The organism is Neisseria sp. DTU_2020_1000833_1_SI_GRL_NUU_006 (genome assembly GCA_032388755.1).
GTDB classification, from domain to species: domain Bacteria; phylum Pseudomonadota; class Gammaproteobacteria; order Burkholderiales; family Neisseriaceae; genus Neisseria; species Neisseria sicca_C.
On the sequence record CP135593.1, the window covers coordinates 2,202,123 to 2,216,068 of the forward strand.

At 53.3% G+C, this 13,946-nt stretch carries 12 protein-coding genes; all 12 read left to right on the plus strand.

All coding sequences use genetic code 11. The annotated features are described in order from the left end of the window. Nucleotides 1-246: 246 nt before the first annotated feature. The 12 genes from nuoF (at nucleotide 247) to nuoN (ending at nucleotide 13,641) form a co-directional block, all read left to right on the plus strand. Nucleotides 247-1,542, plus strand: coding sequence for an NADH-quinone oxidoreductase subunit NuoF (nuoF, locus tag RSJ68_10740; GenBank protein ID WNU96876.1), 1,296 nt, complete (start codon nucleotides 247-249; stop codon nucleotides 1,540-1,542). A gap of 194 nt (nucleotides 1,543-1,736) precedes the next feature. Further along, on the plus strand, nucleotides 1,737-2,093 hold the full coding sequence (locus tag RSJ68_10745; protein ID WNU96877.1) for an endonuclease domain-containing protein: 357 nt from the start codon (nucleotides 1,737-1,739) through the stop codon (nucleotides 2,091-2,093). 371 nt (nucleotides 2,094-2,464) lie between these two features. After that, nucleotides 2,465-4,726 carry an NADH-quinone oxidoreductase subunit NuoG gene (nuoG, locus tag RSJ68_10750; protein ID WNU96878.1) on the plus strand — a complete coding sequence of 754 codons (2,262 nt, stop codon included), beginning with the start codon at nucleotides 2,465-2,467 and terminating at the stop codon, nucleotides 4,724-4,726. A 2-nt stretch (nucleotides 4,727-4,728) separates the two neighbouring features. Further along, nucleotides 4,729-5,805: an NADH-quinone oxidoreductase subunit NuoH gene (gene nuoH, locus RSJ68_10755; GenBank protein WNU96879.1), complete on the plus strand. Its 1,077-nt coding sequence runs from the start codon at nucleotides 4,729-4,731 to the stop codon at nucleotides 5,803-5,805. A 79-nt stretch (nucleotides 5,806-5,884) separates the two neighbouring features. Then, nucleotides 5,885-6,364 carry an NADH-quinone oxidoreductase subunit NuoI gene (gene nuoI, locus RSJ68_10760; protein WNU96880.1) on the plus strand — a complete coding sequence of 160 codons (480 nt, stop codon included), beginning with the start codon at nucleotides 5,885-5,887 and terminating at the stop codon, nucleotides 6,362-6,364. 11 nt (nucleotides 6,365-6,375) lie between these two features. After that, the gene (locus tag RSJ68_10765) at nucleotides 6,376-7,047 is read left to right on the plus strand and encodes an NADH-quinone oxidoreductase subunit J (GenBank protein WNU96881.1); all 672 of its coding nucleotides are present in this window, start codon (nucleotides 6,376-6,378) and stop codon (nucleotides 7,045-7,047) included. Next, complete coding sequence (nuoK, locus tag RSJ68_10770; protein ID WNU96882.1) at nucleotides 7,044-7,349, plus strand: NADH-quinone oxidoreductase subunit NuoK; 306 nt, start codon at nucleotides 7,044-7,046, stop codon at nucleotides 7,347-7,349. Before RSJ68_10765 ends, nuoK begins: the two co-directional genes overlap by 4 nt. A 2-nt stretch (nucleotides 7,350-7,351) precedes the next feature. Then, nucleotides 7,352-9,376: an NADH-quinone oxidoreductase subunit L gene (nuoL, locus tag RSJ68_10775; GenBank protein WNU96883.1), complete on the plus strand. Its 2,025-nt coding sequence runs from the start codon at nucleotides 7,352-7,354 to the stop codon at nucleotides 9,374-9,376. 192 nt (nucleotides 9,377-9,568) lie between these two features. Beyond that, nucleotides 9,569-9,874: a chorismate mutase gene (locus RSJ68_10780; protein ID WNU96884.1), complete on the plus strand. Its 306-nt coding sequence runs from the start codon at nucleotides 9,569-9,571 to the stop codon at nucleotides 9,872-9,874. Nucleotides 9,875-10,098: 224 nt separating this feature from the next. Beyond that, nucleotides 10,099-10,419 (plus strand): cupin, encoded by a 321-nt coding sequence (locus RSJ68_10785; protein ID WNU96885.1) that lies wholly within the window; start codon nucleotides 10,099-10,101, stop codon nucleotides 10,417-10,419. A gap of 240 nt (nucleotides 10,420-10,659) precedes the next feature. After that, nucleotides 10,660-12,156, plus strand: a complete 1,497-nt coding sequence (locus tag RSJ68_10790) for an NADH-quinone oxidoreductase subunit M (protein WNU96886.1) — start codon at nucleotides 10,660-10,662, stop codon at nucleotides 12,154-12,156. Nucleotides 12,157-12,165: 9 nt separating this feature from the next. Beyond that, a complete protein-coding gene (gene nuoN / locus RSJ68_10795; protein ID WNU96887.1) occupies nucleotides 12,166-13,641 on the plus strand; it encodes an NADH-quinone oxidoreductase subunit NuoN in 1,476 nt (491 codons plus the stop codon). Nucleotides 13,642-13,946: the final 305 nt, after the last annotated feature.

Here is a 13,946-nt window from a genome sequence, read left to right on the forward strand (position 1 = left end):
GTCGGATTCAAGAATCCGACCTACGGAAATACCGAAATGCCGTCATTCCCGCGCAGGCGGGAATGACGGCAGACAAGCAAAGTGATCGAGATCCAACAAAAACGATTAAAGGTCGTCTGAAAATATCGATTTGATAAACCAATAGATTTCATTTCAGACGACGTTACAAGCCGATACACAAAGACATCTTAAAGGTCGTCTGAAACAGCGGCCGCAACCGATACGAAAACGAACAGGCACACCAAAATGGCTATTTACCAATCAGGCGTGATTTTTGACCAAGTGGATACCGCCAATCCCGATTGCTGGACATTGGACGAATACGTCAAACGCGGCGGTTACAGCGCCCTGCGTAGAATCCTGTCCGAAAACATCTCGCAAACCGACGTGATTGACGAAGTCAAAACCTCCGGCTTGCGCGGGCGCGGCGGTGCGGGCTTTCCGACCGGCTTGAAATGGAGCTTTATGCCCCGTTCCTTCCCCGGCGAAAAATACGTCGTCTGCAACACCGACGAAGGCGAACCGGGTACGTTCAAAGACCGCGACATCATCATGTTTAACCCCCATGCCCTGATTGAAGGCATGATTATCGCCGGTTACGCGATGGGCGCGAAAGCGGGCTATAACTACATTCACGGCGAAATTTTCGAAGGTTATCAACGTTTTGAAGCTGCACTCGACCAAGCGCGCGCCGCAGGTTTTTTGGGTAAGAATATTTTAGGTTCGGACTTCGAATTCGAACTCTTCGCCCACCACGGCTACGGCGCATATATCTGCGGCGAAGAGACCGCATTGCTCGAATCGCTGGAAGGCAAAAAAGGCCAGCCGCGCTTCAAACCGCCGTTCCCCGCCTCGTTCGGCCTGTACGGCAAGCCGACCACCATCAACAATACCGAAACCTTCGCCTCCGTACCGTTTATCGTCCGCGACGGCGGTCAGGCGTTTGCCGACAAAGGCATTCCGAATGCCGGCGGAACCAAACTGTTCTGCATCTCCGGCCACGTCGAACGTCCGGGTAATTATGAAGTGCCGTTAGGCACGCCGTTTGCCGAAATCCTGAAAATGGCGGGCGGTATGCGCGGCGGCAAAAAACTTAAAGCCGTTATCCCCGGCGGTTCGTCCGCGCCCGTATTGCCTGCCGACATTATGATGCAGACCAATATGGACTACGACTCGATTTCCAAAGCCGGCTCGATGCTCGGTTCCGGCGCGATTATTGTGATGGACGAAGACGTGTGCATGGTCAAAGCCCTCGAACGCTTAAGCTATTTCTACTACGACGAATCCTGCGGCCAATGCACCCCCTGCCGCGAAGGCACCGGCTGGCTCTACCGCATCGTCCACCGCATCGTAGAAGGCAAAGGCCGCATGGAAGACTTGGATTTGCTCGATTCCGTCGGCAACCAAATGGCAGGCCGCACCATCTGCGCCCTCGCCGATGCCGCCGTCTTCCCCGTCCGCAGCTTTACCAAGCATTTCCGTGATGAATTTGTGCATTACATTGAACACGGCGGACCGATGAAGCCGAATAAGTGGTGTTGAGGTTTCAGACGACCTGCGACCTGCGTATCGGTGGTGTTTGGGATTCTCACCAGCAAATTAATTCCCTCTCCCGCTCGCGGGGGAGGGTTAGGGTGGGGGTGGTGCTTGGAATATTTTGAAACAGATTTTTATACGGGCAAGATTCAGACGGCCTCCGTATAGGTCGTCTGAAAAAGGTTGAGGCCAACCCGGCTATGCGGTACAGCACAAGAAATACGGCATTAAAACAGAATGTCCGTAATCTGAAGCAGAATATGACTTTGGCCGAGCAGAAATTGTGGGGTCACTTGCGCGGCAAACGGGTGAACGGAATAAAATTCCGACGCCAACAGACAATAGGCGGATATATCGTCGATTTTGTCAGTATGGAGCATCGTTTGATTATTGAATTGGACGGTGGACAACATTCGGAACAGATTGAGTATGACGAGCAGCGGACGGCGTTTTTGAATGCTCAAGGTTATCGGGTGTTGCGGTTTTGGAATAATGAAGTTTTGCAGCAAACCGAAGCAGTACTGGAAAAGATTATCGAAATGTGCGGCGGAAAATAGGACAGCCGCAATGTTGTAAAGCCACCCCCATCCTAGCCTTCCCCCGCCGGACGGGGGAAGGGACAGACGGTAGCAGATTTGAATGTTTCGGGTTGATTCCTGAAATAAAGCAAATATAAAACATGATATTGAAAGACATTGCGGCGGAATCTGCCACTATATGTTCTGACAGAAACCTGTTTCCTCTCCCGTCAGGCGGGAGAGGGTGGGGGATAGGTTGTACTAGAATTTGGATTTTTTAAAATTAAGAAACGCCCATCCTAAAAATAAACAAGCAATAAACTTAATACTTTAAAGGCCGTCTGAAGCCCATTTTTCAGACGACCTCCATAAAAGATTATTTATCAAATACCCGTAACTAGGAACGAACCATGTTACAAATCGAAATCGACGGCAAACAGGTATCTGTGGAGCAGGGTGCGACGGTGATTGAAGCCGCGCACAAGCTCGGTACTTATATCCCGCATTTCTGTTACCACAAAAAACTTTCCATCGCCGCCAACTGCCGTATGTGTTTGGTGGATGTGGAAAAAGCCCCCAAACCTCTGCCCGCCTGTGCCACGCCGGTTACAGACGGCATGATTGTGCGTACGCATTCGGCAAAAGCCCGAGAGGCGCAGGAAGGCGTGATGGAGTTCCTGCTCATCAACCATCCGCTCGACTGTCCGACCTGCGACCAAGGCGGCGAATGCCAGTTGCAGGATTTGGCGGTGGGCTACGGCAAAACCACCAGCCGCTACACCGAAGAAAAACGTTCCGTCGTCGGCAAAGACATGGGACCTTTGGTTTCCGCCGAGGAAATGAGCCGCTGCATCCACTGCACCCGCTGCGTGCGTTTCACCGAAGAAATCGCCGGCTTGCAAGAAATTGCGATGGCGAATCGCGGCGAACACTCCGAAATCATGCCCTTTATCGGCAAAGCGGTGGAAACCGAGCTGTCGGGCAACGTCATCGATTTGTGCCCCGTCGGCGCGCTGACCAGCAAACCGTTCCGTTTCAACGCGCGTACTTGGGAGCTGAACCGCCGCAAATCCGTTTCCGCCCATGACGCTTTGGGCAGCAACCTGATTGTGCAAACCAAAGACCATACCGTCCGCCGCGTGCTGCCGCTGGAAAACGAAGCCATTAACGAATGCTGGCTGTCCGACCGCGACCGTTTCGCCTACGAAGGCCTGTATCACGAAAGTCGTCTGAAAAACCCAAAAATCAAACAGGGCGGCGAGTGGATGGACGTGGATTGGAAAACCGCGCTGGAATATGTCCGCAGCGCGATTGAATGTATCGCCAAAGACGGCAACCAAAACCAAGTCGGTATTTGGGCGAACCCGATGAATACGGTTGAAGAACTGTATCTGGCGAAGAAACTTGCCGACGGTTTGGGCGTTAAAAATTTCGCCACCCGCCTGCGCCAACAGGACAAACGTCTTTCAGACGACCTCAATGGTGCGCAATGGCTGGGACAAAGTATCGAATCGCTGGCGGACAACGAAGCCGTACTGGTGGTCGGTGCGAACCTGCGCAAAGAACAGCCGCTTCTGACCGCCCGCCTGCGTCGCGCTGCTAAAGAGCGCATGGCCTTGAGCGTGTTGGCAAGCAGCAAGGAAGAGTTGTTTATGCCGCTTCTGGCTCAGGAAGCGGTGCATCCCGACGAGTGGGCAGGTCGTCTGAAAAACCTGTCTGCCGATGCGGAAAACGCGATTACCGCGAGCCTGAAAAACGCTGAAAAAGCAGCGGTGATTTTGGGCGCGGAAGTGCAAAACCATCCCGATTACGCTGCGATTTACGCCGCCGCACAAGAGCTGGCGGACGCAACCGGCGCGGTGCTGGGTATTTTGCCGCAAGCTGCCAACAGCGTCGGTGCGGACGTATTGGGCGTGAACTCGGGCGAGAGCGTTGCCGAAATGGCAAACGCGCCGAAACAGGCAGTCTTGCTGCTCAACGTCGAGCCGGAAATCGATACGGCGGACGGTGCAAAAGCCGTAGCCGCGTTGAAACAGGCAAAAAGCGTGATGGCGTTTACGCCGTTTGTCAGCGAAACGCTGCTGGACGTGTGCGACGTATTGCTGCCGATTGCGCCGTTTACCGAAACCTCGGGCAGCTTCATCAATATGGAAGGCCGTCTGCAATCCTTCCACGGTGTCGTTCAGGGCTTCGGCGACTCGCGCCCGCTGTGGAAAGTGTTGCGCGTATTGGGCAATCTGTTTGACCTGCAAGGCTTTGAATACCACGATACCGCCGCGATTCTGAAAGACGCGTTGGACGTGGAAAGCCTGCCGTCCAAACTGAACAACCGCGCCGCTTCGACTCAAAAAGATTTTCAGACGACCTCAAGCCGCCTCGTGCGCGTGGGCGGAGTCGGTATTTATCACACCGATGCCATCGTGCGCCGTTCTGCGCCGTTGCAGGCAACCAGCCATGCCGCCGTGCCCGCCGCGCGTGTGAATCCGAACACATTGGCGCGCTTAGGCCTGCAAGACGGACAAACCGCCATCGCCAAGCAAAACGGCGCAGGCGTGTCCGTGATGGTCAAAGCCGATGCCGGACTGCCTGAAAACGTGGTGCATCTGCCGCTGCATACCGAAAATGCCGCGTTGGGTGCGTTGATGGACACTATTGAACTGGCGGGAGCTTGATTATGCAGGAATGGTTCCAAAACCTCTTTGCCGCAACGCTCGGTCTGGGCGATTTGGGCATCACCGTGGGCTTGGTGGTGTCCGTCATCGTCAAAATCGTGATTATCCTGATTCCGCTGATTCTGACCGTCGCCTACCTGACTTATTTCGAACGTAAAGTTATCGGCTTCATGCAGCTTCGCGTCGGTCCGAACGTAACCGGTCCGTGGGGTCTGATTCAGCCGTTTGCCGACGTGTTCAAACTCTTGTTTAAAGAAGTTACCCGTCCGAAGCTGTCAAACAAAGCCCTGTTTTATATTGGTCCGATTATGTCGCTCGCCCCGTCTTTCGCGGCGTGGGCGGTGATTCCGTTCAACGAAGAATGGGTGCTGACCAATATCAATATCGGCCTTTTGTACATCCTGATGATTACCTCGCTGTCGGTTTACGGCGTGATTATCGCGGGCTGGGCTTCCAACTCCAAATATTCGTTCTTGGGCGCAATGCGTGCCTCCGCGCAAAGTATTTCTTACGAGATTGCCATGAGCGCCGCGCTGGTGTGCGTCGTGATGGTGTCGGGCAGCATGAACTTCTCCGACATCGTTGCCGCGCAGGCAAAAGGCATCGCGGGCGGTTCCGTGTTCTCGTGGAACTGGCTGCCGCTCTTCCCAATCTTCATCGTCTATCTGATTTCCGCCGTTGCCGAAACCAACCGCGCGCCGTTTGACGTAGCAGAGGGCGAATCCGAAATCGTTGCCGGACACCACGTCGAATATTCCGGCTTCGCGTTCGCGCTGTTCTTCCTCGCCGAATACATTTTCATGATCCTGATTGCCGCGCTGACATCGCTGATGTTCCTCGGCGGCTGGCTGTCCCCGTTCCCGCAAAGCTGGGGCATTGTCGGCACACCTTCCGCATTCTGGATGTTTGTGAAAATGGCGGCTGTGCTGTACTGGTATCTGTGGATACGAGCCACCTTCCCGCGCTACCGCTACGACCAAATCATGCGCTTGGGCTGGAAAGTGCTGATTCCCATCGGCTTCGCCTATATCGTGATTTTGGGTGTGTGGATGATTTCGCCGCTGAATTTGTGGAAATAAGTTTCAGACGACGTATCAAGGTCGTCTGAAAACGCAGTTTTGAATATTTAACGGAATCCCTGTTTTGAGGGAACAGAATATGGCTAATTTAGTAAAAACTTTCTTGCTCGGTGAGTTGGTCAAAGGCATGGGCGTAACGCTCAAAAACTTTTTCGCCCGCAAAGACACGATTTATTTCCCCGAAGAGAAAACGCCGCAATCCGTGCGTTTCCGCGGTCTGCACGCGCAGCGGCGGTATCCGAACGGCGAGGAACGCTGTATTGCATGTAAATTGTGCGAGGCGGTGTGTCCGGCAATGGCGATCAACATCGAATCGGAAGAACGCGAAGACGGTACGCGCCGCACCAAACGTTACGACATCGACCTGACCAAATGTATCTTCTGCGGCTTCTGCGAAGAGGCCTGCCCGACCGATGCGATTGTGGAAACCCATATTTTTGAATACCACGGCGAGAAAAAAGGCGACTTGTACATGACCAAGCCCATCCTCTTGGCAATCGGCGACAAATACGAAGCCGAAATCGCCAAACGCAAAGCCGCTGACGCACCGTACCGTTAAGGAGCAGACGAATGACTTTTTCTGCGATTCTATTCTATATCCTTGCCGCTATCGTCTTATATGGCGCGTTGCGCACCGTTACCGCGAAAAACCCTGTCCACGCCGCTTTGCATCTGGTGCTGACCTTCTGCGTGAGCGCGATGATTTGGATGCTGATGCAGGCGGAGTTTTTGGGGATTACGTTGGTGGTCGTGTATGTCGGCGCCGTGATGGTGCTGTTCCTGTTCGTTGTGATGATGCTGAATATCGACATCGAAGCCATGCGCGCCGGTTTCTGGCGTCATGCGCCTGTTGCCGGTGTAGTCGGTACGCTGTTGGCGGTTGCCCTGATTCTGATTCTGGTTAACCCGAAAACCGACCTTGCTGCATTTGGCTTGATGAAAGACATTCCTGCCGATTACAACAATATCCGCGATTTGGGCAGCCGTATTTATACCGAATACCTGTTGCCGTTTGAGTTGGCGGCGGTATTGCTGCTGTTGGGTATGGTAGCCGCGATTGCGCTGGTTCACCGCAAAACCATCAATCCGAAACGCATGGATCCTGCCGACCAAGTTAAAGTGCGCGCCGACCAAGGCCGTATGCGCTTGGTAAAAATGGAAGCTGTGAAACCGCAAACCGAATTTGTTGAAGAGAGCGAAGTTTCAGACGACCTCAAGCCTGAAGGGGAGGGCAAAGCATGATTACCTTGACGCATTATCTGGTATTGGGCGCGCTCCTGTTCGGTATCAGCGCCATGGGCATCTTTATGAACCGCAAAAACGTGCTGGTATTGCTGATGTCCATCGAGCTGATGCTCTTGGCGGTAAACTTCAACTTTATCGCCTTCTCACAGCACTTGGGCGATACCGCCGGACAGATTTTCGTATTCTTCGTATTGACCGTCGCCGCTGCCGAATCCGCCATAGGTTTGGCGATTATGGTGCTGGTGTACCGCAACAGAAAAACGATTAATGTTGCCGATTTGGACGAGTTGAAAGGGTAATCATGAACGACATGACTTTATATCTCATCATTGCCCTCGTGCCTTTGGCAGGCTCGCTGATTGCGGGTTTGTTCGGCAATAAAATCGGACGTGCCGGCGCGCATACGGTTACGATACTCGGCGTGGCTGTGTCTGCCGTGCTGTCGGCTTATGTGCTGTGGGGCTTTATCGACGGCAGCCGCGCCAAGTTTGACGAGAATGTCTATACCTGGCTTACGATGGGCGGTTTGGATTTTTCCGTCGGCTTCTTGATCGATACGATGACGGCGATGATGATGGTCGTGGTAACGGGTGTGTCGTTGATGGTGCATATCTACACCATCGGCTATATGCACGATGAAAAAGTCGGCTACCAACGCTTCTTCAGCTATATTTCTTTGTTTACATTCAGCATGTTGATGCTGATTATGAGCAACAACTTCGTCCAGCTCTTCTTCGGTTGGGAAGCGGTGGGCTTGGTGTCGTATCTCTTGATCGGTTTCTATTTCAAACGTCCGAGCGCGATTTTCGCCAATCTGAAAGCCTTTTTGATCAACCGCGTCGGCGACTTCGGCTTTTTGCTCGGTATCGGTTTGGTACTTGCCTATTTCGGCGGCAGCCTGCGCTACCAGGATGTATTCGCCTATCTGCCCAACGTACAAAATGCCACCATCCAGCTTTTCCCCGGTGTGGAATGGTCGTTGATTACCGTAACCTGCCTGCTCCTGTTTGTGGGTGCGATGGGTAAATCGGCTCAGTTCCCGCTGCATGTCTGGCTGCCCGATTCGATGGAAGGCCCGACGCCGATTTCCGCATTGATTCACGCCGCAACGATGGTTACGGCGGGGCTGTTCATGGTATCGCGCATGTCGCCGATTTACGAAATGAGCAGCACCGCGCTGTCGGTCATTATGGTTATCGGCGCGATTACCGCCCTGTTTATGGGCTTCTTGGGCGTGATTCAAAACGACATCAAGCGCGTGGTTGCGTATTCCACCCTGTCGCAACTGGGCTATATGACCGTGGCTCTGGGCGCGTCCGCCTATTCCGTGGCGATGTTCCACGTCATGACCCACGCCTTCTTTAAAGCCTTGCTGTTCTTGGCGGCGGGTAGCGCCATTATCGGTATGCACCACGACCAAGACATGCGCCACATGGGCAATCTGAAAAAATACATGCCGATTACTTGGCTGACCATGCTGATCGGTAACTTGTCGCTGATCGGTACGCCGTTCTTCTCCGGCTTCTACTCCAAAGATTCGATTATCGAAGCGGCGAAATACAGCACCCTGCCGGGCAGCGGCTTTGCCTATTTCGCCGTCCTCGCCAGCGTGTTCGTTACCGCGTTTTACGCGTTCCGCCAATACTTTATGGTGTTCCACGGCGAAGAAAAATGGCGCAGCCTGCCCGAACACCATTCAGACGGCCATGGCGAAGAACATCACGGCTTGGGTAAAAACGACAATCCGCACGAAAGCCCGCTGGTCGTTACCCTGCCGCTGATTCTGCTTGCCATTCCGTCCGTCATCATCGGCTACATCGCCATCGAACCCATGCTCTATGGCGATTTCTTCAAAGACGTGATTTTCGTCAACGCCGACGCGCATCCGACCATGCACATCATGAAAGAAGAGTTCCACGGCGCATTGGCGATGGTGTCGCACAGCTTGCATTCGCCCGTCTTCTACCTCGCAATCGCAGGCGTATTGAGCGCATGGCTTTTGTACGTCAAACTGCCGCACCTGCCCGCCAAAATCGCGCAGACGTTCCGTCCGGTTTACGTTTTGTTTGAAAACAAATACTACCTCGACGCCCTGTATTTCAACGTCTTCGCCAAAGGCACGCGCGCATTGGGCAACTTCTTTTGGAAAGTCGGCGATACCGCCATTATCGACAACGGCATCGTCAACGGCTCCGCTAAACTGGTCGGCGCGATTGCCGCTCAGGTACGCAAAGCCCAAACCGGCTTTATCTACACCTACGCCGCCGCTATGGTGTTCGGCGTATTGGTCTTGCTCGGCATGACCTTCTGGGGCTTGTTCAGATAAAGGCGGATTTTCAGACGACCTGTTCATAATTGGTGTAGAGGTCGTCTGAAAAAGAAAACCATTCGAGTTGTAGGTCGGATACTTGTATCCGACATGAAAAAGAAAAATAGTACGGCATATCGGGATTGCTCAGGTAAAGATGAGATTTTCAGACGACGTTTAGGTCGTCTGAAAAAGGAAACATGAGAAACAATGGTTGAAGACAAATTACCGCAAACCCTAAACGAAGTCCGTGAAGCCATCGACGGTTTGGACAAGGAATTAATAGAATTACTCGCCCGCCGGCAGAAGCTGGTACGGCAGGCAGGCCGTCTGAAACCTAAAAACGATGTGCAGGCGGTTTCCGCGCCCGAACGGGTGGTGCAAGTGATTGCCTCGCGCCGTGCCTATGCCGAAAAGGCCGGTTTGTCGCCCGAAGTAGCCGAAACAGTTTGGCGCAGCATGATTGATGCGTTCATTAAACTGGAGATGGAAACCAACCGTGCCGACGGGGCGTAGTCAACATTTCGGTCATAATTGATTTACTTGGATAGATATGGAATTTGCCGACCGCCGTCATTCCCGCGCAGGCGGGAATCCAGACCTATCGGCGCATAAACCTGTCAAGGAAAAAGGTTTCCTAAAATCTACGTTCTGGATTCCCGCCTGCGCGGGAATGACGGGATTTAATAAACAGTTGTATCGACAGGTTTATCTAGATACAGAATCAAAGAGGCGCGAAAATGCCCGACACACAAACCATCCGCTCCGCCGAATTTACCGCTTCCCGCGCATGGGACGCACTCGACATCGCCAATATGAACGGCACCACCGTGCGCCTGCACTGGACGGACCAGCCCTACAAATGGCACGTCAACGACGGAGAGGAAGTGTTTGCCGTGATGGACGGCGAAGTCGATATGCACTACCGGGAAAACGGTGAAGAACACATCGTTCGGTTGAAAAGCGGCGACATCTTCTACGCAGGAATCGGCACGGAACACGTCGCCCATCCGTGCGGCGAAGCGCGGATTTTGGTGATTGAGAAAGAAGGCAGTGTTTGAGGTCGTCTGAAAAAGAAAACCATTCAAGTTGTAGGTCGGATACTTGTATCCGATATGAAAAAGAAAATAGTACAGCGTGTCGGATTCGAGAGTCCGACCTACGGCTGGAAGATTCGGCAGAATTAGCTTGAGACAAATAGCAGAAGCCTGAACAAACCTTTTTCAGACGACCTCCTGAAACGTCGTCTGAAAAACCAAACCACACAACTATATTTTTATTTTAACCACAGGTTAACCACTATGTTTTCCAACTACCTACTCAGCTTGGCAATATGGATACCCATCGCTGCGGGCGTGCTGGTTTTGGCGACGGGGCCGGACAGCCGTGCGCCACTTGCCCGCGTGCTCGCTTTAATCGGTGCGCTTGCCGGTTTCTTGGTAACGCTGCCCTTGTTTACGGGTTTCGACCGTTTGAGCGGCGGCTATCAGTTTACCGAGTTCCACGAGTGGATTCCGCTTTTGCGAATCAACTACTCGCTGGGGGTGGACGGTATTTCGGTGCTGTTTGTCATTCTGAACGCGTTTATCACGCTGATGGTGGTGCTGGCGGGTTGGGAAGTGATTCAGAAACGTCCGGCGCAGTATATGGCGGCGTTTTTAATCATGTCGGGTCTGATTAACGGCGCGTTTTCAGCGCGGGATGCCCTGCTGTTTTATGTGTTCTTCGAGGGTATGCTGATTCCGCTGTACCTGATTATCGGTGTATGGGGCGGTCCGCGCCGCGTGTATGCGTCGGTGAAGCTGTTTCTCTATACGCTGATGGGTTCGTTGCTGATGCTGGTGGCGATTGTGTATCTGTCTTACCAAGTGGGCGGCTTTGCGATTGAGGATTTCCAAAACATCAAACAGATTCCGCTGGGCGTGCAACAGCTTTTGTTTGTGGCGTTCTTCCTGTCGTTTGCGGTGAAAGTGCCGATGTTCCCCGTGCACACTTGGCTGCCGGATGCCCACGTTGAGGCGCCGACGGGCGGTTCGATGGTGTTGGCGGCGATTACGCTGAAATTGGGCGCATACGGCTTTTTGCGCTTCATCCTGCCGATTCTGCCCGATGCGTCGCGCTATTTCGCGCCGGTCATCATCGTTTTGAGCCTGATTGCGGTGGTGTATATCGGTATGGTTGCGCTGGTGCAGACCGATATGAAAAAACTGGTGGCGTATTCGTCCATCAGCCATATGGGTTTCGTTACCTTGGGAATGTTCTTGTTCATTAACGGCCAGTTGAACGACTGGGCGTTGAAAGGCGCGGTTATCCAGATGATTTCGCACGGTTTCGTGTCGGCGGCGATGTTTATGTGCATCGGCGTGATGTACGACCGCCTGCACACGCGCAATATTGCCGATTACGGCGGCGTGGTGAACGTGATGCCCAAGTTTGCGGCGTTTATGATGCTGTTTGCGATGGCAAACGCGGGTCTGCCGGCGACTTCGGGCTTCGTGGGCGAGTTTATGGTGATTATGGGCGCGGTCAAAGTGAATTTCTGGGTAGGCGCGCTGGCGGCGCTGACGCTGATTTACGGCGCGTCTTACACGCTGTGGATGTATAAACGCGTGATTTTCGGCGCGGTCGGCAATCCGCACGTTGCCGATATGAAAGACATCAACTGCCGCGAATTTGCGATTCTGGCGATTTTGGCGGTTGCGGTATTGGGTATGGGCCTGTATCCGCAGGCGTTTATCGAAGTGGTGCATCAGGCGGCAAACGATTTGATTGCCCATGTGGCGCAAAGCAAGATTTGAGGTGTGCGAATGAACTTGATTGATTTGAACTTAATGCCTGCCATGCCCGAAATCGTGCTGTTTGCGCTGCTGTTGGTGGTGTTGCTGGCGGACTTGTGGATTAGCGATAAAAACCGCTATCTGACCCATCTGATGAGCTTGGGTGCTGTCCTTGTTGTGGCGGTTACGCAGCTGGCAGTGTGGGAGCAGGGCAGTGTGTTGGCGTTTCACGGAATGTATATTGCCGACGGTATGTCGCGCCTGTCCAAGCTGGTGCTGTACGGATTGACCTTCGGGCTGTTTATTTACAGCAAGCCCTACAATCAGGCACGCGGTATTTTTAAAGGCGAGTTTTATACTTTGTCGCTGTTCGCCCTGTTAGGCATGAGCGTGATGGTGAGCGCGGCGCATTTCCTGACCGCCTACATCGGTTTGGAACTTTTGTCGTTGTCGCTTTACGCCATGATTGCGCTGCGTCGCGATTCCGGCCGCTCCGCCGAAGCCGCTCTTAAATATTTCGTCTTAGGTGCGCTGGCTTCCGGCCTGCTGCTCTACGGCATTTCGATGGTGTACGGCGCGACGCATTCGCTCGACTTCGCTACTGTTTTGGCATCGTCTTACAGCGAAATTGCCAACGAGTGGCTGTTGAAACTGGGGTTGGTGTTTATCGTCGTGGCGGTGGCGTTCAAACTGGGCGCGGTGCCGTTTCATATGTGGGTGCCCGACGTGTACCACGGCGCGCCGACATCCGTTGCCGCGTTTGTCGGTACGGCGCCGAAAATCGCCGCCGTCGTCTTTGCCTTCCGCATTTTGGTTACCGGTTTGGGAACGGTGCATCACGACTGGTCGCAGATGTTCGCCGTGTTGGCGGTGGCATCGCTTTTGATCGGTAACCTTGCCGCCATCATGCAGGCAAACATCAAACGTATGCTCGCCTATTCCACCATATCGCATATGGGCTTCATCCTGCTGGCGTTTATGGCGGGGGCGGTCGGTTTCGCGGCGGGTTTGTATTACGCCATTACTTACGCGCTGATGGCGGCGGTCGGTTTCGGCATATTGATGGTATTGTCCACCGACAATATCGAGTGTGAAGAAATCAAAGATTTGGCAGGTCTGAACCAACGTCATGCTTGGTTTGCCTTCCTGATGCTGTTGGCGATGTTCTCGATGGCGGGTATTCCGCCGCTGATGGGCTTTTACGCCAAATTCGGCGTGATTAAGGCTTTGTTGAGCGCATCGACCGCCCAAAACGCCGCCATGGCGGGCAGCACATACATCGTACTTGCCGTGTTCGCCGTGATGATGTCGTTAATCGGCGCGTTCTACTACCTGCGCGTAGTCAAAGTCATGTATTTTGACGAAGCCACCCATGACCAACCCGTCGGCAGCAATTACGCCGCCAAATTCTTCCTAAGCGTCAACGCGTTCTTGCTGATTTTGTGGGGCATCATGCCGCAAACGGTGATTGACTGGTGCGCCAGGGCTTTGGAAAACACCTTGTAAAGCGATGAACCGAAACGGCAGCCGTGTCAGAGGCTGCCGTTTTTGTTAAGATACGCAGCCCAAGATTGTTTTTTCAGACGACCTTTTGCTTGTTCAATACTTGGGTTTTCAATAAGGTAACCGAGCGCCTTCATTCCCGCGCAGGCGGGAATCCAGACCTGTCCATCCGAAAACCTATAGGGTAGAAAGTTTCCTAAATTCTACGTTCTAGATTCCTGCTGTAGCCTGCCCCCGCACAGGTGGGGACGGGAATGACGGGGTTTAATAAACAGCTTTATCAGAATTTACCTTAAAAAGGTCGTCTG

Excerpts from the sequence above, each read along its gene's own strand:
- nuoF (WNU96876.1), top strand. The coding sequence starts at position 247 with ATGGCTATTTACCAATCAGGCGTGATTTTTGACCAAGTGGATACCGCC.
- RSJ68_10745 (WNU96877.1), top strand. The coding sequence starts at position 1,737 with ATGCGGTACAGCACAAGAAATACGGCATTAAAACAGAATGTCCGTAAT.
- nuoG (WNU96878.1), top strand. The coding sequence starts at position 2,465 with ATGTTACAAATCGAAATCGACGGCAAACAGGTATCTGTGGAGCAGGGT.
- nuoH (WNU96879.1), top strand. The coding sequence starts at position 4,729 with ATGCAGGAATGGTTCCAAAACCTCTTTGCCGCAACGCTCGGTCTGGGC.
- nuoI (WNU96880.1), top strand. The coding sequence starts at position 5,885 with ATGGCTAATTTAGTAAAAACTTTCTTGCTCGGTGAGTTGGTCAAAGGC.
- RSJ68_10765 (WNU96881.1), top strand. The coding sequence starts at position 6,376 with ATGACTTTTTCTGCGATTCTATTCTATATCCTTGCCGCTATCGTCTTA.
- nuoK (WNU96882.1), top strand. The coding sequence starts at position 7,044 with ATGATTACCTTGACGCATTATCTGGTATTGGGCGCGCTCCTGTTCGGT.
- nuoL (WNU96883.1), top strand. The coding sequence starts at position 7,352 with ATGAACGACATGACTTTATATCTCATCATTGCCCTCGTGCCTTTGGCA.
- RSJ68_10780 (WNU96884.1), top strand. The coding sequence starts at position 9,569 with ATGGTTGAAGACAAATTACCGCAAACCCTAAACGAAGTCCGTGAAGCC.
- RSJ68_10785 (WNU96885.1), top strand. The coding sequence starts at position 10,099 with ATGCCCGACACACAAACCATCCGCTCCGCCGAATTTACCGCTTCCCGC.
- RSJ68_10790 (WNU96886.1), top strand. The coding sequence starts at position 10,660 with ATGTTTTCCAACTACCTACTCAGCTTGGCAATATGGATACCCATCGCT.
- nuoN (WNU96887.1), top strand. The coding sequence starts at position 12,166 with ATGAACTTGATTGATTTGAACTTAATGCCTGCCATGCCCGAAATCGTG.